Genomic DNA, 15,946 nt, shown 5'->3' on the forward strand with positions numbered 1-15,946 from the left:
GGTATGATTTTAGAGCAACCCTTGATTCAGAATGCAGCAGGAATGGTGGTCATCAATGCACAACAGCAGATTTTGCTGCAACAGCGAGCGTCTGGCCTGTGGGACCTTCCAGGGGGGCATCTGGAACCTGGAGAATCCCTGGAGGAATGTGCCTTTCGGGAAACCCTGGAAGAGACAGGGCTGCAGGTGCATGCAGCGCATTTGCTGGGGGTGGCCAGTGGGAAGGATGTGTATGTCGACACACCGGAAGGCCAGCGCATCTTTTATGTGACGGCAATCTATCAGGCAAAGGCATTTGAGGGCGAATTGAGCTGCAGTTCGGAGAGCAAGGCTGTAGGATTTTTCCCTCTCCACAGTCTTCCTGATGTCATTTCGCCTTCTGTGAAATGTGTACTGCAGCACCTGAGAGAGAATGGCCTGTGAAAGCCAGATGGCCTGCACAGGTGGTCCGCTGGACACTGCGCCTGGGCTTGCTGGCTCTCCTGGTTTACCTGGGAACAGCCATTTACCTCGGGACACAGGTCAAGAAAGACACCCGCAGACAGACCGATGCCATTGTGGTGCTCGGCGCCCGGGTGAATCATAAAAATGGCATCAATCCGTGCCTGAGAGCCAGGGTCAACCATGGGGTCAGATTGTGGGAGCACAGGTATGCTCCTCTGATCATCATGAGTGGGGGAAACGACATCGAAGATGGAGCCAATGAGGCAGATGCCATGTTCAGGATGGCACGTCAGGCTGGGGTTCCAGAAACAGCCCTTGTCCGGGAGCGTGAAGCCCACTCCACCTATGAAAACCTGCTTTTCACCAGAAAGATCATGCAGGACAGAGGCCTGAAATCTTTACTCATCGTCACCGAAAATTACCACATGCCCAGGGCCTCCCTGATTGCCCAGGAGCTGGGATTGGACCACGCTGTGTCACCTGTGCAGGACAGCCCGTGCTGGACCCGCTGGACATTTCTTTCCCGGTATTTCCTGCGGGAACCTCTGGCCCTGATCAAAAACAAGGTGTTAGGGCGCTGGTAAGGTGTCGGGCAGCATGAAAGTGTCATGGTGCCATTCAAGCCTGTGGGTGCTTTCCACCTGATTCAACGGCAGTGGACTGTAAAGGTGTGGAAAATCTTCGTTGTACCCATACAGGTCTTCTGCCCTGAGTCCTGAGAGATTCTGGCCTGAGATTTGAAGCAAAAGCAAATCCTGGTGGGCAGGATAAAGAAAATTTGCTACTTCTACCACCTGATGCAGGTAAGACAGGTGGATGAACCCGTCTTTCTGCAACTCAGGAGGAGCATATGTTTTTGTGTTTCTGATGTCTTCCCATTCTGTGCTGGGCATGGTGCGGTAGATCTTCATGTTGAAAATTGTAGAACCCTGATGGTGCTTTGACTACAATCAGCAAATGTATTATGCGCCGATATGGAAAAGACTTCTGGCCTTTGTGATTGACTCTGTGGTGATGGTCTTGATGACTCATGCACTGTCTGTGGTTCTGTGGTGGCTGGAATATGCTTTTCTTCATCACCTGTCAGGAATGGTCGGTTTCCCAACTGTGGTTCTGCCCATTGGTTTTGCATGGCTTTATTTTGCCTTGCTGGAATCCTCGTCCTCAGGACAGACCCTCGGAAAGCGGTGTGTGAACATTCATGTCAGGCACATCACAGGTCTGCGGTTGACCTTTGCACAGGCCAGTTTGCGCTGGAAATTGAGGTTTTATCTGGTCCTGGGTGTTGGGGCATTTCTTATTCCTCCCCTGTGGATGAACCGTTTCAGACAGTTCTTGCATGATGCTGCTGCGGAAAGTGTGGTGCTGGAAAAGAGAGAAACGTAAAAAAAGCACAGTTACTGTACCGTCTGGACGGTACGGTAACGTATGGACACCCGATCCCAGATTCTGGATGCTGCTTACCGGCTGATTCAGCGCTCAGGTGCAGCAAGCCTCACCATTGAAGCTGTTGCAAAGGAAGCTGGTCTCAGCAAGGGAGGGGTGCTGTATCACTTCTCCAGCAAACAAAAATTGATTGAGGGGATGCTTGAAGCATCTCTCAGCCATTTCGAACAGGAAATGCAGAAATACCCTCAGGAAGGCGCAGGAGCAAAAACCCGTGCTTACGTTGAGGCCACGTTTGACTCACCTGCCGTTCCCGAAATTCCCTCTGCGATCATGGCTGCCATTGCCACAGATGCCAGTTACCTGAGGATCTACCAGGACCGCTACCAGATCTGGCAGGCCGAGCTGAATCAGGATGGGCTCTCGCCAGAACGGGCCATGCTGCTCAGGCTGGCTGCAGATGGACTCTGGATGGCAGACATTTTTGGGCTCAGTGCACCCACAGGAGAGGCCAGAGAAAAACTCAGGGCAGAAATGCTCAGACTGGCAGGAGTCAACAATGAATAGCAGTTACATCTACCTGTTCCTGGCCATTTTTGCCGAGATCATCGGAACCAGTGCCCTGAAAGCCTCTGATGGATTCACAAAATGGCTCCCCAGCACCCTGGTGGTTGTGGGTTATGCCACGGCCTTCTATCTGCTGTCCCTCAGCCTGAAAAACATCTCCATCGGGACAGCTTATGCCATCTGGTCGGGCCTTGGAACCGCAGGCATTGTGCTCATCGGGACCCTGTTCCTGAAAGAGAGCCTTGATCTGCCCAAAGTGCTGGGCATTGCCCTCATCATTGCAGGTGTGGTGGTGCTCAACGTCTTCTCCAAGGCCCACTGAAAAAGCCCGGGATATGCTTCAGAAACCTGTGCCAGAAAGTGTGCTAGCCTTGATTTACCTATGAAGCTGACCGTCCGCTACCAGCAGGCTCTGGCGTTTGCTTTTACACACCACCAACACCAGGAACGAAAAGGGAGTGGAACACCTTACCTGGCGCACCTCCTCAGCGTCTCCAGTCTGGTTCTGGAACATGGAGGAACCGAAGACGAGGCCATTGCCGCTCTGCTTCATGACAGCATCGAAGACATTGGCGATCACCTGAAGCCAGACATCCTGCAGCACTTCGGTGAAGAAGTGCTTGCCGTGGTCCTGGCCTGCACCGATGGCACCAGTCTGGAAAAACGCAATGCACGCCATCCTCTGGAACACTGGCTGGCCCGCAAGACCTTTTACGTGCAGAACTTGCACCACAAGTCTTATGCTGCCCGTCTGGTGGGCCTTGCAGACAAGGTGCACAATGCCCGTTCGATTCTGGAAGACTACACCTTCCTCGATGAAGAGGTGTGGAAGCGCTTCAAAACTGGCAAGTGGGGCTCCCTGTGGTATTACCGCGCCCTGCGAGAAGGATACGCTCCCTCTGCAGAAGATCCTCAGGGCTACTGTCAGCTTTACCGCCTCTTTGAAGATGTCATCTACACCCTGGAGCACCTGACGGGCGTGGAACACCTGTCCACAGAGGATTTGCGGGGGAGGGTGCTGGTTTAAAGAGCAGAAGGCAAAAGGCAGAAGGCAAATGATGCTTTTGCTAAAGCTAAAATGACCTTCTGGTCAGGTTGTTGGGAAGTCCAGGTTTTTTCTGGGCCTTCTGCTTTCAGCCTTCTGCGGGCACCCCTGGTGCCCATGTAACCCAATCCATATTGTTCCCTTCATTTTGTGCTAGACTCTTCTTTGGCTGTTTTTTGCCAGTGGTCTGTCAGGCCGTTTTGTGGGCAGAGGGTGTCCCCAGAACAACAACGCTTGCAAGACCAAAATCACTTGCTTTTCAACGCCCTCACAAGGAGTTTAGATGTCTTACATCAGCATGAAGCAACTGCTCGAGGCAGGCGTGCACTTCGGCCACGAAACCAAGCGCTGGAACCCCAAGTTCAAGCGTTTCATCTTCGCCGAGCGCAACGGGATTTTCATCATTGACCTGCAGAAAACCCTCAAGCAGATTGACCGCAGCTTTGACTTCATCAAGGAAACCGCCGAGCGTGGTGGCGTGATCCTGTTCGTGGGCACCAAGAAACAGGCCCAGGAAATTGTGGAACTCGAAGCCCGCCGCACCGGCATGCCCTTCGTGACCCAGCGCTGGCTCGGTGGAATGCTCACCAACTTCCGCACCATCCGCAGCCGCATCGATCGCCTTGAGGAACTCAACGAGATGATCGAAACCGGAGCCATCAACGCCCGTCCCAAAGCTGAACGCATCCAGCTGGGCAACGAGCGTGACCGCCTGGAGCGCTACGTGGGCGGCATCCGCAACATGACCCGTCTTCCTGACGCCCTGTTCGTTGTGGACCCCACCAAAGAAGTGATTGCTGTGCAGGAAGCCAACAAACTCGGCATTCCTGTGATTGCCCTCGCTGACACCGACTCCAACCCCGACGTGATCGACTACATCGTTCCTGGCAACGATGATGCCATCCGTTCCATTCAACTGATCACCAACCGCATCGGCGACCTCGTTGTCGAAGCCCGTGGTGGCGGCGAAGCTGTTTCCAGCAACGAAGTTGTGGAAGAAGCTGCTCCCGCAGTTGAAGAAGAAGCAGTCGTCCAAGAATAAGTGTGAACCTGACGGGAGTGGGGGGATCACAGCCCCTCACTCCCGATTGTGTGTCTGCACAAGACGACCAGATGGATTGACCCTGGACTGAAACGTCTGGGGCACCATCAAAACACCTGAGCACCACCCAACCCGAGTGAAAATCATCTCAAAATAAAGGAGATTCAGCCATGATGGAGTCCATCAAAAAAGTACGCGAACTGACCGGCGCTGGAATTGTTGACGTGAAAAAGGCACTGAACGATGCCGAAGGCAACGAAGAAAAAGCTGTGGCCCTGCTGCGCGAGCGCGGCATTGTCAAAGCTGCCAAGAAAGCCGACCGTGAAGCCAAAGAAGGCCTCGTGGCTTTCAAGGTTTCCGACGACGGCAAGAGCGCTGCCATGGTTGAAGTGAACAGCGAAACCGACTTCGTGGCCCGCAACGCCGACTTCCAGGCTCTGGTGAAGCAACTTGCCGAGGCTGCCCTGGCTGCCAAAACCAGCGACCTCGAAGCCTTCCGCAACGTGGAAATCGGCAATGGCGAAACTGCCGACACCGCTGTCAAAGGCGCTGCAGGCAAAATCGGTGAGAACATTGTGCTGAGCCGCGTGGCCTACCTGGAGTCCGACGGCGTGATTGGCGCTTACGTACACTCCAACGGCAAAATCGGTGCCCTGGTGGCCCTGACCGGCGGCGATGCTGCAGTGGCCAAGGACATCGCCCTGCACGTGGCTGCAGAGCGTCCCCGCTACCTGACCCGCAACGAAGTGGACGGCAGCGCCATCGAAGCCGAGCGTGAAATCCTCACCAACAAAGCCCTCAACGAAGGCAAACCTGCCCAGATCGTTGAAAAAATCGTGGCGGGCCAGCTCGGCAAGTTCTACGAAGAAAACGTTCTGCTGGAGCAGAAATTCGTCAAGGACAACAGCCTGACCGTGGCCAAGTACGCTGGTGACAACACCGTTACCGCCTACGTTCGCTTCGAAATCGGCGCAAAATAATCTCAAGCGGGGTTTTCCCCGCTTTTTTCATGTGGTGGAGCCTGTCGAGCCCGGCAAAAGAACTGTAGGGATGACCGAATGTCCTGACCGTTCCATTCGCTTTGCTCAGCCAAAAGCACTTGCAGTGCTTTGGCGAACAGCAACAGGCTCCACCCTTTTTCGGGAGGAAACATGGCGTACAAGAGGGTACTCCTTAAGTTGTCCGGCGAATTTCTGTCTGCCGAAAATGGATTTGGGATTTCCCACGAGGCCACCACGGCCCTGGCCCGCGAGATCAAGGCGGCCAGAGACGCCACAGGTGTGGAACTGGCCATCGTGGTCGGTGCAGGCAACCTGTGGCGTGGGGCACGCAATGGTGAGGGCATGGACCCTGCCACTGCCGACTACATGGGCATGATCGCCACAGTGATGAACGCCATCGCCCTGCAAGACGCTCTGGAGCAGGCCGGTCAGCCCACCCGTGTGCAAACCGCCATCACCATGAGCCAGGTCGCTGAGCCCTACATCCGCCGCCGTGCCATTCGTCATCTGGAAAAGGGCCGCGTGGTGATTTTCGGTGCTGGCACCGGGAACCCCTTCTTCACCACCGACACCACCGCCACCCTGCGTGCGCTGGAAGTCGGGGCAGAAGTGGTCCTGATGGCCAAAAACAAAGTCGATGGGGTCTATTCTGACGACCCCCGCAAGAACCCCGATGCCTACAAAATCGACAGCATCTCCCACCGCGAAGTGGTCGCCCGTGGCCTGCAGGTGATGGACGCCACTGCCCTGACCCTCTGTCAGGACAAAGGGCTGCCACTGGTGGTCTTTGACATCTTCGCTGAAGGCAACCTCGTGCGCCTCCTCAGTGGTGAAAAAGTCGGGACCTTCATTTCCAGCGCAGAGTGATTGAGCAAAAATCATATTGGGGCGGGCCATGTGCTCGCCTTTTTTGTTGATAGATGCCGAGGGCCGAGGGCTGAGTGCTGAGTACAGTTTGCAGGGATGGATCGCTCAGATGGAAGATTTGATTCCTGGATGGTCCTGAAAATCTGGGGTTTCTGCCAATAGGGCGAGGCACGCATCTTGTGCAAAACGAGAATCCGCAAGCTGGATTCTCTGCACGCCTCGCCCCTACAGGTTTTAATTCTGGATTTTTCACAGGAGGGTGCAGCATATTGCTCCCCCAGAAAAGAATCTCAGAAACTCTGACCCTGCAATGCAACAATTTTTGTCTTTTGCCCTCGGCTCTGGGTTCTCGGCTTTTCCCACCATCGTGCAATTCCGGGTTTTTCGTCCCGCCCACTTTGGGTATCCTGTACTTTATGGATTTGACCTACCGTCCCCGCCGCCTGCGTTCTAGCCACAGCATCCGTGAAATCGTGCGTGAGACCACGCTGGAACCCCGTCATTTGCTCTACCCCATGTTCATTGAAGAAGGGGAGGGAGTGAAGACTCCCGTGGCTGCCATGCCCGGGATTCACCGTTACTCGATCGATCTGGCAATTGAGCATGCCAGAGAGGCCTGGAATCTGGGCATCAAAGGGGTGGCCCTGTTTCCTGCAATTCCAAATGGTCTGAAAGACAAATACGGCTCCGAAAGCCACAATCCTGAAGGCCTCTTTGCCCGCACCATCCGGGCGTTTAAGAAAGAACTTCCTGAGCTTCTGTTGATCACGGATGTGGCTCTGGACCCTTATTCTTCTGACGGTCACGATGGAATTGTCTCTGAAGCAGGGGAGATCCTCAACGATGAAACAGTTGAGGTGCTGATCAAGATGGCCCTGACGCAGGCCGCAGCAGGTGCAGACATTGTGGCCCCTTCAGACATGATGGATGGGCGCATTGGTGCTTTAAGGGCTGCACTCGATGAGGCAGGCTTTGAGCGGGTCATGATCATGTCCTACTCAACCAAGTATGCCTCTGCATACTATGGGCCTTTCAGAACAGCGCTGGACAGTGCACCCAAGATGGGAGACAAAAAGACCTACCAGATGAATCCTGCGTCGGGATACCGTGAGGCCCTGAGGGAGTCCAGCCTCGATGAAGCCGAGGGTGCGGACTTCCTGATGGTCAAACCCGCACTGGCTTACCTGGACGTTTTGCGCGTTGTGCGGGACAACACGCAACTTCCGGTGGTGGCTTACAACGTGTCCGGTGAGTATGCCATGGTCAAGGCCGCTGCCCAGGCCGGATACATCGATGAACAGCGCATTGTTCTGGAGACCCTGACCAGCATGAGAAGGGCCGGAGCGGACGCCATCCTGACTTATCACGCGCTGGACGTAGCCCGGTGGTTAAAATCGTAATGGCTTCTTAACAAACTCTAAAATTTGCTATCCTATGAGAATAAACCGCACTCTTAGGGAGCAAAATGGTTTGGTTGATCCTGATTTTTGTTGTGAGTGGTGTGCTGTGGTACCGGACGTCAGAACGCGTTCTGGCCCTGGCCCTGGCAGTGATCACTCTGCTCTTCGTCACCTACCTGGTCAGTTTCAGTACGGTTGAGCGTGCGCTCACTCCGGCTTTGATTGCCAGCTTCCTGATTGGCACCAGCTTTTACGTGACAAAGTTTGTGCCAGTGAAAGGACCGAACCGAAAACAGCGGCGGAAACCCAGAGCGCGACTGGTCCGCCAGGGCGGGGAACTGCAACTGAACATCCGGGGTTACCAGATCCTGGAACGCATCGGAGAAGGGGGGATGGCTGTGGTTCATCTGGCCAGACGCCTGGAAGATGAGAAACTCGTTGCCATCAAGGTTCCTCTGGAAAAACACTTTGGGGACAACAAAGTGCTGCGCCGTTTTGTGCAGGAGGCCGCCACCCTCAAGCGACTGGAGCATCCCAACATCGTGCGGGTCTTTGACTACAATGCTGACACCCAGCCCTTTTACATGATCATGGAGTACGTCAAAGGCCAGTCCCTTGAGGGGTACATGCTCTCCCAGCCGGTCAGTGTGCCTTCTGTGCTGAACATCTCACGGGCGGTGTGTGATGCCCTGCGCTACATCCACTCACAGGGTCTGGTGCACCGGGATGTGAAGCCCTCCAACATCATGTTGATGCGCGACCAGATCACCCAGGGGGACATCGAGTCCTACCAGGTGCGCCTGATGGACTTCGGCATTGCTGTGGGTCAGGCGGTTTCCCGTCTGAGCGTGGGAGCGGGTCGTGTTGGGACCCCGATCTACATGAGCCCTGAGCAGGCCAAGGGGGGCAGTGTCGATGCCCGCAGTGACATCTACAGCCTTGGAATGGTCATGTACGAAATGGCTGCCGGACGCACCCCATTTGCTGGAAGCTACGATGTGGTGGTGCACCAGCAGGTGTTTGATGTGCCCACCCCACCCCGCCAGTACAATGTGCGGATTCCCATCTCCCTGAACGACCTGATCATGCGCATGCTGGAAAAGGACCCCGCCAACCGTCCCACGCTGGATGAGGTTCTGCGTCTGATTGATTCGGGAGATCTGGTGGACAACTCCATCCCCAGCCTGCCCAGCACACTGGTGGTGGTCACCAACAGCGGCCAGAATTTCATTCGTGTTCTGGACACCCAGGGGAACCTCCTGCAGGGGCTCGGAAACATGGAGTCTGGTGTGTTGCCCACCATTCCTGTGGCCTGCCATTACCTGCCAGATGGGAACCTCCTGGTTGGGGTGGTGGATTACAAAACCGCCAATGCTCCGATGTTGCGCATTCTGAACAGCGAAATGGAACTCGTGGGCGGATTTGCTCCTTACGGCCTGAAAGAGGGGAACCTGCTGAACCTTGTTTCCGTGGCTGTTACGCCCAGCAAACGCATTTACGCTCTGGATCTGGACACCTGCATGGTGCAGGAGTACACCCTGGAAGGGGAGATGGTCCGCAAGTTCGGGGGCCGTGGAGATGGGCAGGGCACTTTCCGTGAACCACGCATGATCGCTGCCAACGATGAGTTTGTGTTCGTGCTGGACACCCAGCTTCGCGAGGTCCAGCGGTTCAGTCCTGATGGGACCTACATTTCCAGGGTGGCTTTCAAACAGTCCAAGGACGCTCAGGCCCTCCAGACCCTGGATGGTGTTGGTGTGGACCTCAAGGGCAATGTGCTGGTCAGCGATGCCAGCAGCAGCCGCATTCGCGTCATGAGCCCGGCTGGAAAACCTGTTTCTGCTGTCCTGATCGATCCCTGGCACGGTGAGCCTTCCGGTGAACTGATGATTGATGTGGACCACGAGGGGCACATTTACGCTGCCCGCAAAGGTGGACAGCTGATCCGCAAGTACTCTGCCGATGGGCAACTGATGGGCATGCTGGACGCCCTGGCCCCTGTGCTGGCGTTCAGTGTGCGCAGGACGGTTCCTGTGTCGGTCAAAGCCTGACCCCTCAACAGAGACACAAAACATGCAAAAGAGGCTGGATTTCCAGCCTCTTTTTTGATGGAGCCTTGTGGTTTTGAGGGTGGTCAAGCCAGACGTGCAGCGAGGTATTCCCGTTCTCCGGAGAGGATTTTTTCCACCACGGAAAGGTCTTTGGGAAACTCTTTGCCTCTGTTGATGAAGTGGGTGTCGTATCGTCCGATGTCCAGTTTCTCAACGAGATAATTCAGGGCATGCTGGGCGTCAAATTCTTTGCAGGAGAAGATGTCGACGCTGACAAAGCCGCGTCTGGGGAAGGTGTGAATCGCAATGTGCGATTCTGCAATGATCACGACGCCGGTGTATCCCGAGTCGTCTTCGGTGAGGCCCTGGTATTCGGTCACAGCGGGAGGCAGCACCACAGTCATGTCGATTGCCCGGGGAAGGTCTCGCAGGATGTCCTCCAGGAGGGCTGCGTCTTCCAGTTTTTCAGAGGCGGCGTGATAACCATCGATCATCAAGTGGGGTCCGAAGCCGAACAGTTCCAAAATAGGCCTCCTTTTGCCTTGACAAGGCAACGGGATTAATTATACATGAGTGAGAGGACCCGTCAAACAAAAGAGCATGATTTTTCTGCATTCTGAAAAATTCTGGTAAAAAGCTAAAAAAGTCGTGTTTAGGAACACAGAAACAACATTTAAAATTTCTTTAATGCAGGAGAATTCCTGTTCTTTGAGGTTGCTGAGGGAGCAAATGTCCAGAAAAGGGACCAAAAATCAGCAGAGAATGAAGTGTTTGTGCAAAATTTCACATTAATAAAACGATTCGATGATCGGGTGCCAGGGCTGAAATGACTAGACCATCCTGGCTCCATCTAGACGAATGACCCTCTCATCATGCTCTCAAGCAGGAGTAGGCTTGAGGCAGGTCACCGGGACCACACTGTAGTGTAGTTAAAACACCATTTCGAGAAGAACGTGCTACACTATAACGTGTTGTTTAACCGACGTTAAAGGATTCTCAAGGAGGAGAACATGATCGGAGGGTATCGAGGCAAGGAAGGACAGTGGGCATTTGTCCTGCACCGCATTTCGGGGCTGGCCATCCTGCTGTACCTGCTTTTACACATCCTCTCCATCGGGTCGATTGCCATCAGCAGAGACGCCTACGAGGCTGTGCATGCTGTGGAAAGCCACTGGCTATTCTCGATGGGTCTGGTGTTTGTGACCGCTGGCGTGCTGTACCACGCCCTGAACGGACTGCGCATCATCTTCATGGATTTCGCAGGCTGGGGCGTCAAGATTCAGCGCGAGCTGTTCTATGTTGTGCTGGTGATCAGTGCCATCGGTGGAATCCTGACCGGCGTGCTGACCCTGATGCGTGTGCTGGCTGAACACGGAGGTTGATGATGATTCGCGCGAAACGTTTTGAAGACGCCAAGGCCCAGGCCACCGGCAACGCTGAACTGTTCTGGTGGGTGTTCATGCGCGTCAGTGGAATCGTGCTGATGTTCCTGGTGCTTGGCCACATCTACATGACCTTCATCTCCGTTCCTGAGTCCCAGTCTGCCAGTTACGAGACCATTGTCACCAAACTCCAGCAGCCTGTCTGGAAGCTGTACGACTGGCTGATCATGGTGCTCGCGGGTCTGCACGGTGTGAACGGTGCCCGTTACGTCATGGAAGACTACCTTCCCAACAAGAGCACCCGGTTCTGGGTCAAAGCCATCTTCTACACCATCGTCGGTGTGATCTTCGTGTGGGGCACCATCGGCCTTTACACCTTCAAGCCCGAGCTTTAAGGAGCCAATATGCATCACCGTTACGATGTCCTTGTGGTCGGCGCAGGTGGAGCAGGTCTCATGGCCTCACTGTATGCCGCGAAAAGCAAAAATGTCTCTGTCGCTGTGATCAGCAAACTGTACCCCACCCGCTCCCACACCGGAGCAGCGCAGGGTGGCGTGGGTGCAGCCCTCGGTAACGTCAACGAGGACCACTGGGAATGGCACATGTTCGACACCATCAAAGGTGGCGACTACCTCACCGACCAGGACGCAGCTGAAATCTTCGCCAAAGACGTGATCGAGGCTGTGTACGAACTCGAACACATGGGCCTGCCCTTCAGCCGTCTGGACAATGGCAAGATCGCCCAGCGCAAATTCGGTGGGCACACCCGCGAATACGGCAAATCTGCCGTGGAACGCGCCTGCTACGCCGTGGACCGCACCGGTCACATGATCCTGCAGACCCTCTACCAACAGAACGTCAAAGCAGGAACCACCTTCTACAACGAGTTCCAGGTGCTGGACCTGATCATCGAGGACAACGTCTGCAAAGGCGTGGTGGCCCTGGAACTGTCCAGCGGCGAAATCCACACCTTCCATGCCAAGGCCGTGATTCTGGCCTCCGGTGGTTATGGTCGCGTCTTCAAGATCACCAGCAACGCCCTGTCCCTGACCGGCGACCTGATGAGCATCTACTACCGCAAAGGCCTGCCCCTCGAGGACCTGGAGTTCTACCAGTTCCACCCCACCGGCATCGCCAAACTCGGGATTCTGATCACCGAAGGTGCCCGTGGTGAAGGGGGAATCCTCAGGAACGACAGCGGAGAGCGCTTCATGGAGCGTTATGCGCCCACCATCAAGGACCTGGCGCCCCGCGACATGGTGTCCCGTGCCATCTACCGTGAAATCCGTGAAGGACGCGGGGTGGGCAAGGAAAAAGACGCCATTATGCTCGACCTGACCCACCTGCCCAAGGACATCATCGAAAGCCGCCTCCCCGACATCACCGACTTTGCCCGCACCTACCTCGGTGTGGACCCGGTGAAAGAACTCGTTCCGATCCAGCCCACCGCACACTACGCGATGGGTGGGGTGCCCACCACCATCGACGGGGAAGCCCTCGCCAGCGAAGACGGCACCCAGGTGCGCGGTCTGTACGCCGCAGGGGAAGTGGCCTGCGTGAGCCTCCACGGAGCCAACCGTCTGGGCACCAACTCCCTCGGGGACCTGATCGTGTTCGGACGCCGTGCCGGTCTGGCCGCAGCCAAGTACGCCCAGAAAGCAGAGTTTGAAACCCTGCCCAACAACCCCGACGCGTTCTCCAAAGGCCTCATCGAGCGCCTGCGCAACGGAAGTGGCAGCGACAATGCCGCCAAGATCCGCAAAGAGCTGCAGGACACCATGATGATGAACGTGGGCATCTTCCGCAACGGCAAGGACATGGAAGCCCAGATCCAGATCGTGAAAGAACTGCAGGCCCGCTACAAGAACGTGTCCGTCGCCGACCCCAGCGCACGCTACAACACCGAACTCGTGGAAGCTTTAGAGCTCGGGTTCCTGCTGGACATTGCAGAAGCCATGACGGCCAGTGCCCTGAACCGCAAGGAATCCCGTGGCGCCCACGACCGTGAGGACTTCACCGAGCGCAACGACAATGACTGGCTGAAACACACCATGGCCTACCGGGACATGCAAAACCCCGGAAACGTCATTCTCAAGTACAAGCCCGTCGTCCTGAAGGGTGAAACCCTGAACTTCGTGCCCAAACCCCGGGTGTACTAAGGAGACCAGACCTGATGAAAGTCACCGTCAAAGTTCAGAGATACAACCCAGAGAAAGACAAAAAGCCAACCTGGCAGTCTTTCGCTGTGGAATGTGAACCAGGAGACCGGGTGCTGGACCTCCTCAACCACATCAAGTGGTACATGGACTCCACCCTGACCTACCGCCGCAGCTGTGCCCACGGCATTTGCGGAAGCGACGCCATGCTGATCAACGGCAGAAACCGCCTCGCCTGCAAAATTCTGGTGAAAGACCTCACCAAAGAAGGCGGCACCATCACCGTCGAGCCCATCCGTGGCCTCAAGGTGGAGCGCGACCTGCTGGTCGACATGGAACCCTTCTTCGACGCCTACCGCGCCGTGATGCCCTTCTTCATCAACGATGATCCCGCCCCCGCAGGAGAGCGCCTGCAGAGTGTGGAAGATCGGGCCATCTTCGATGAAGGCACCAAGTGCATCCTGTGCGCCTGCTGCACCACCTCCTGCCCCATCTTCTGGGTCAACGGACGTTACCTCGGTCCAGCCAGCATCGTGCAGGCCCACCGTTTCATCTTCGACTCCCGTGACAAGGGCAGTGACCAGCGCCTGAAAGTGCTCAACCAGAACACGGGCGTGTGGCGTTGCCGCACCGCCTACAACTGCACCGAAGCCTGCCCCAGAGACATCCCCATCACCGAACTGATCGAGGAAGTCAAACGCGCAGTGCTGTACCAGAAAGTCTGATTCTTGAGTTTGAAGGCGCAGCACGCTGCGCCCCTACACCCCCTTCTGGAGTTCTGGGAGGGGGTTTTGTGTTGTTTGAGGGTGCTGCCACGTCAGATCCCCCTGCCTGTCGCTAAAGCTCCAGGCGGTCCCCCTTAACGAAGGGGGACTTGGTGTGCGTCTGGTATGGCTTTAAGTTCAGTGCAGCACCAACCCCCTTTCTCTAAGGGGGGACAGCCTTGCTGGGTGCTTCGCACCGGCAAGGCAGGGGGGATCTTGTCCCCAAAGCGCTTAAAACAGGAATATCTGTGTAGCACAGGTCTTCATGTCCCGCCCCTTTTTCGGTATCCTGTAAACCATGTCGCAGGAATTGCACGAACAGACCGTGGCGCGCCTCAAGAACCAGAAGGCGCTGATTGAAATGGGCTTTGAAGCCTACCCTTACACTTATCCCCAGACGCACCACAGCCAGGACATCCTGAAAAAATACACCGAAGTGGAGCCCGGACAGCAGTGGCCCGAGGACACTTACGCTCTGGCAGGGCGTCTCACCAACCTGCGGGTGATGGGGGGGGCGGCCTTCGGAGACCTGCAGGATGAGAAGGGCAAAGTGCAGATTTACTTCAACAAGAAAGAAGTGCCCCACTTTGCTGCAGTGAAGCACCTCGACCTTGGGGACATTGTGGGTGTGAAGGGTTACCCCTTCGTGACCAAGACCGGTCAGGTGACCCTGCATGTGACCGAGTGGCAGCCCCTGCTGAAAAGCCTGCATCCTCTGCCCAGCTCCTACTACGGTCTGCAGAACATCGAGACCCGTTACCGCCAGCGCTACCTGGACCTGATGGTCAATCAGGATGTGCGGGAAACCTTCAAACTCCGCTCCAGAATTGTGCGTTTCATCCGGAACTTCCTGGATGACCGGGATTTCATGGAAGTGGAAGGTCCCACCATTCAGGCCATCGCAGGGGGCACAGAGGCCAAGCCTTTCGTGACCCACCACAATGCCCTGTCCCATGATTTCTTCCTGCGCATTGCACTGGAGCTGCACCTCAAGCGCCTGCTGGTGGGTGGTTTCGAGCGGGTCTACGAGATTGGCCGTGTGTACCGCAATGAGGGCATCGACCAGACCCACAACCCCGAGTTCACCATGCTGGAGCTGTACTGGGCTTACGTGGACTACGAGGACATCATGAAGCTCGTGGAAGAGTTGTTCTCTGCGCTCGCTGTGGCCGTGAAAGGCAGCACCGAGTTTGAGATCTACGGTCAGCAGGTCAACTGGTCTGCACCCTTTGCACGGGTGGATTATGTCGGCAGCCTGAGAGAGAAAGTGCCGGATCTGGACTTTGATCCCCTGGATCTGCCAAAACTCCGCGAGTTCTGCGATGCCCGTTACCCCCAGTGGAAGAAAGTGCCGGACTACAAGCTGCTGGACAAACTTTTCGGGGAGTACGTCGAGCCTGGCCTAGTGAACCCCACCTTCGTGATTCACCACCCCCTGGTGATCAGCCCTCTGGCCAAGAAGCACCGCAGCCTGGAAGGGGTCACAGAGCGCTTTGAACTCTTCGGCATGGGCTTTGAGCTGGCCAACGCCTTCAGTGAGCTCAACGACGCTCTGGATCAACGCCAGCGCTTTGAAAGCCAGACCCAGCGCCGCGAAGCCGGAGACGATGAGGCCCACGAGCAGGACGAGGACTTCCTCACCGCTCTGGAGTACGGAATGCCCCCTGCAGGAGGACTGGGCATTGGAATTGACCGTCTGGTGATGCTGTTGACCGACAAGGAAAGCATCCGTGACGTGCTGCTGTTCCCCCTGATGAAGCCTGAAAAGCACAAAGCAGCCCACGAAGAGGCCAGCCAGGACCCTTCTGAAGAACAGGGCTGAAGGTCAAAACAGAACCAGA

18 protein-coding genes are annotated in these 15,946 nt (G+C 55.8%); 16 read left to right on the plus strand and 2 right to left on the minus strand.

The window, feature by feature from the left end; all coding sequences use genetic code 11:
* Positions 1-21: 21 nt before the first annotated feature.
* Positions 22-423 carry an NUDIX domain-containing protein gene (locus DC3_RS04015; RefSeq protein ID WP_186815802.1) on the plus strand — a complete coding sequence of 134 codons (402 nt, stop codon included), beginning with the start codon at positions 22-24 and terminating at the stop codon, positions 421-423.
* Positions 420-1,028 (plus strand): YdcF family protein, encoded by a 609-nt coding sequence (locus DC3_RS04020; protein WP_186815803.1) that lies wholly within the window; start codon positions 420-422, stop codon positions 1,026-1,028. Before DC3_RS04015 ends, DC3_RS04020 begins: the two co-directional genes overlap by 4 nt.
* Here the strand turns inward: DC3_RS04020 and DC3_RS04025 are convergent.
* Entirely contained in the window at positions 1,014-1,355 is a 342-nt protein-coding gene (locus DC3_RS04025) for a DUF952 domain-containing protein (RefSeq protein WP_146882564.1), read from the minus strand. The two genes, DC3_RS04020 and DC3_RS04025, sit on opposite strands and share 15 nt — an antisense overlap.
* A 46-nt stretch (positions 1,356-1,401) precedes the next feature.
* On the opposite strand from DC3_RS04025, the gene DC3_RS30120 reads away from it, so the two are divergent.
* The 9 genes from DC3_RS30120 (at position 1,402) to DC3_RS04070 (ending at position 9,803) form a co-directional block, all read left to right on the plus strand.
* Positions 1,402-1,830 (plus strand): RDD family protein, encoded by a 429-nt coding sequence (locus tag DC3_RS30120; protein WP_146882566.1) that lies wholly within the window; start codon positions 1,402-1,404, stop codon positions 1,828-1,830.
* Between the two features lie 42 nt (positions 1,831-1,872).
* Complete coding sequence (locus tag DC3_RS04035; RefSeq protein ID WP_146882568.1) at positions 1,873-2,397, plus strand: TetR/AcrR family transcriptional regulator; 525 nt, start codon at positions 1,873-1,875, stop codon at positions 2,395-2,397.
* Entirely contained in the window at positions 2,390-2,719 is a 330-nt protein-coding gene (locus DC3_RS04040) for a DMT family transporter (protein WP_146882570.1), read from the plus strand. The genes DC3_RS04035 and DC3_RS04040 overlap by 8 nt, the downstream gene beginning before the upstream one ends.
* Before the next feature lie 60 nt (positions 2,720-2,779).
* Positions 2,780-3,424, plus strand: coding sequence for an HD domain-containing protein (locus DC3_RS04045; protein ID WP_146882572.1), 645 nt, complete (start codon positions 2,780-2,782; stop codon positions 3,422-3,424).
* 301 nt (positions 3,425-3,725) lie between these two features.
* Positions 3,726-4,484: a 30S ribosomal protein S2 gene (rpsB, locus tag DC3_RS04050; protein ID WP_146882575.1), complete on the plus strand. Its 759-nt coding sequence runs from the start codon at positions 3,726-3,728 to the stop codon at positions 4,482-4,484.
* A 170-nt stretch (positions 4,485-4,654) separates the two neighbouring features.
* On the plus strand, positions 4,655-5,464 hold the full coding sequence (gene tsf / locus DC3_RS04055) for a translation elongation factor Ts (protein ID WP_146882577.1): 810 nt from the start codon (positions 4,655-4,657) through the stop codon (positions 5,462-5,464).
* Between the two features lie 171 nt (positions 5,465-5,635).
* Complete coding sequence (gene pyrH / locus DC3_RS04060; protein WP_146882579.1) at positions 5,636-6,352, plus strand: UMP kinase; 717 nt, start codon at positions 5,636-5,638, stop codon at positions 6,350-6,352.
* 416 nt (positions 6,353-6,768) lie between these two features.
* Positions 6,769-7,752: a porphobilinogen synthase gene (gene hemB / locus DC3_RS04065; RefSeq protein WP_146882580.1), complete on the plus strand. Its 984-nt coding sequence runs from the start codon at positions 6,769-6,771 to the stop codon at positions 7,750-7,752.
* A 65-nt stretch (positions 7,753-7,817) separates the two neighbouring features.
* The gene (locus DC3_RS04070; protein WP_146882582.1) at positions 7,818-9,803 is read left to right on the plus strand and encodes a protein kinase domain-containing protein; all 1,986 of its coding nucleotides are present in this window, start codon (positions 7,818-7,820) and stop codon (positions 9,801-9,803) included.
* Positions 9,804-9,886: 83 nt separating this feature from the next.
* On the opposite strand, the gene speD is transcribed toward DC3_RS04070, so the two are convergent.
* Positions 9,887-10,327, minus strand: a complete 441-nt coding sequence (gene speD, locus DC3_RS04075; RefSeq protein WP_146882584.1) for an adenosylmethionine decarboxylase — start codon at positions 10,325-10,327, stop codon at positions 9,887-9,889.
* A gap of 486 nt (positions 10,328-10,813) precedes the next feature.
* Here speD and sdhC point away from each other — a divergent pair, with 486 nt between their 5' ends.
* The 5 genes from sdhC to lysS all read left to right on the plus strand — a co-directional run bounded on the left by sdhC (position 10,814) and on the right by lysS (position 15,927).
* Positions 10,814-11,185, plus strand: coding sequence for a succinate dehydrogenase, cytochrome b556 subunit (gene sdhC, locus DC3_RS04080; protein WP_146882586.1), 372 nt, complete (start codon positions 10,814-10,816; stop codon positions 11,183-11,185).
* Positions 11,186-11,187: 2 nt separating this feature from the next.
* Complete coding sequence (locus DC3_RS04085) at positions 11,188-11,580, plus strand: succinate dehydrogenase hydrophobic membrane anchor subunit (RefSeq protein WP_146882916.1); 393 nt, start codon at positions 11,188-11,190, stop codon at positions 11,578-11,580.
* 9 nt (positions 11,581-11,589) lie between these two features.
* Positions 11,590-13,344, plus strand: coding sequence for a succinate dehydrogenase flavoprotein subunit (sdhA, locus tag DC3_RS04090; protein ID WP_146882588.1), 1,755 nt, complete (start codon positions 11,590-11,592; stop codon positions 13,342-13,344).
* Positions 13,345-13,358: 14 nt separating this feature from the next.
* Positions 13,359-14,066, plus strand: a complete 708-nt coding sequence (locus DC3_RS04095; RefSeq protein ID WP_146882590.1) for a succinate dehydrogenase iron-sulfur subunit — start codon at positions 13,359-13,361, stop codon at positions 14,064-14,066.
* A 337-nt stretch (positions 14,067-14,403) separates the two neighbouring features.
* On the plus strand, positions 14,404-15,927 hold the full coding sequence (gene lysS / locus DC3_RS04100) for a lysine--tRNA ligase (RefSeq protein ID WP_146882592.1): 1,524 nt from the start codon (positions 14,404-14,406) through the stop codon (positions 15,925-15,927).
* The last annotated feature ends 19 nt before the right edge of the window (positions 15,928-15,946 follow it).

This window comes from Deinococcus cellulosilyticus NBRC 106333 = KACC 11606 (assembly GCF_007990775.1).
In the GTDB taxonomy this organism is placed as follows: domain Bacteria; phylum Deinococcota; class Deinococci; order Deinococcales; family Deinococcaceae; genus Deinococcus_C; species Deinococcus_C cellulosilyticus.

Excerpts from the sequence above, each read along its gene's own strand:
- sdhA (WP_146882588.1), top strand. The coding sequence starts at position 11,590 with ATGCATCACCGTTACGATGTCCTTGTGGTCGGCGCAGGTGGAGCAGGT.
- DC3_RS04085 (WP_146882916.1), top strand. The coding sequence starts at position 11,188 with ATGATTCGCGCGAAACGTTTTGAAGACGCCAAGGCCCAGGCCACCGGC.
- DC3_RS04045 (WP_146882572.1), top strand. The coding sequence starts at position 2,780 with ATGAAGCTGACCGTCCGCTACCAGCAGGCTCTGGCGTTTGCTTTTACA.
- DC3_RS04035 (WP_146882568.1), top strand. The coding sequence starts at position 1,873 with ATGGACACCCGATCCCAGATTCTGGATGCTGCTTACCGGCTGATTCAG.
- pyrH (WP_146882579.1), top strand. The coding sequence starts at position 5,636 with ATGGCGTACAAGAGGGTACTCCTTAAGTTGTCCGGCGAATTTCTGTCT.
- rpsB (WP_146882575.1), top strand. The coding sequence starts at position 3,726 with ATGTCTTACATCAGCATGAAGCAACTGCTCGAGGCAGGCGTGCACTTC.
- DC3_RS04070 (WP_146882582.1), top strand. The coding sequence starts at position 7,818 with ATGGTTTGGTTGATCCTGATTTTTGTTGTGAGTGGTGTGCTGTGGTAC.
- DC3_RS04040 (WP_146882570.1), top strand. The coding sequence starts at position 2,390 with ATGAATAGCAGTTACATCTACCTGTTCCTGGCCATTTTTGCCGAGATC.
- sdhC (WP_146882586.1), top strand. The coding sequence starts at position 10,814 with ATGATCGGAGGGTATCGAGGCAAGGAAGGACAGTGGGCATTTGTCCTG.
- DC3_RS04095 (WP_146882590.1), top strand. The coding sequence starts at position 13,359 with ATGAAAGTCACCGTCAAAGTTCAGAGATACAACCCAGAGAAAGACAAA.
- DC3_RS30120 (WP_146882566.1), top strand. The coding sequence starts at position 1,402 with ATGTATTATGCGCCGATATGGAAAAGACTTCTGGCCTTTGTGATTGAC.
- tsf (WP_146882577.1), top strand. The coding sequence starts at position 4,655 with ATGATGGAGTCCATCAAAAAAGTACGCGAACTGACCGGCGCTGGAATT.
- DC3_RS04025 (WP_146882564.1), bottom strand. The coding sequence starts at position 1,355 with ATGAAGATCTACCGCACCATGCCCAGCACAGAATGGGAAGACATCAGA.
- hemB (WP_146882580.1), top strand. The coding sequence starts at position 6,769 with ATGGATTTGACCTACCGTCCCCGCCGCCTGCGTTCTAGCCACAGCATC.
- lysS (WP_146882592.1), top strand. The coding sequence starts at position 14,404 with ATGTCGCAGGAATTGCACGAACAGACCGTGGCGCGCCTCAAGAACCAG.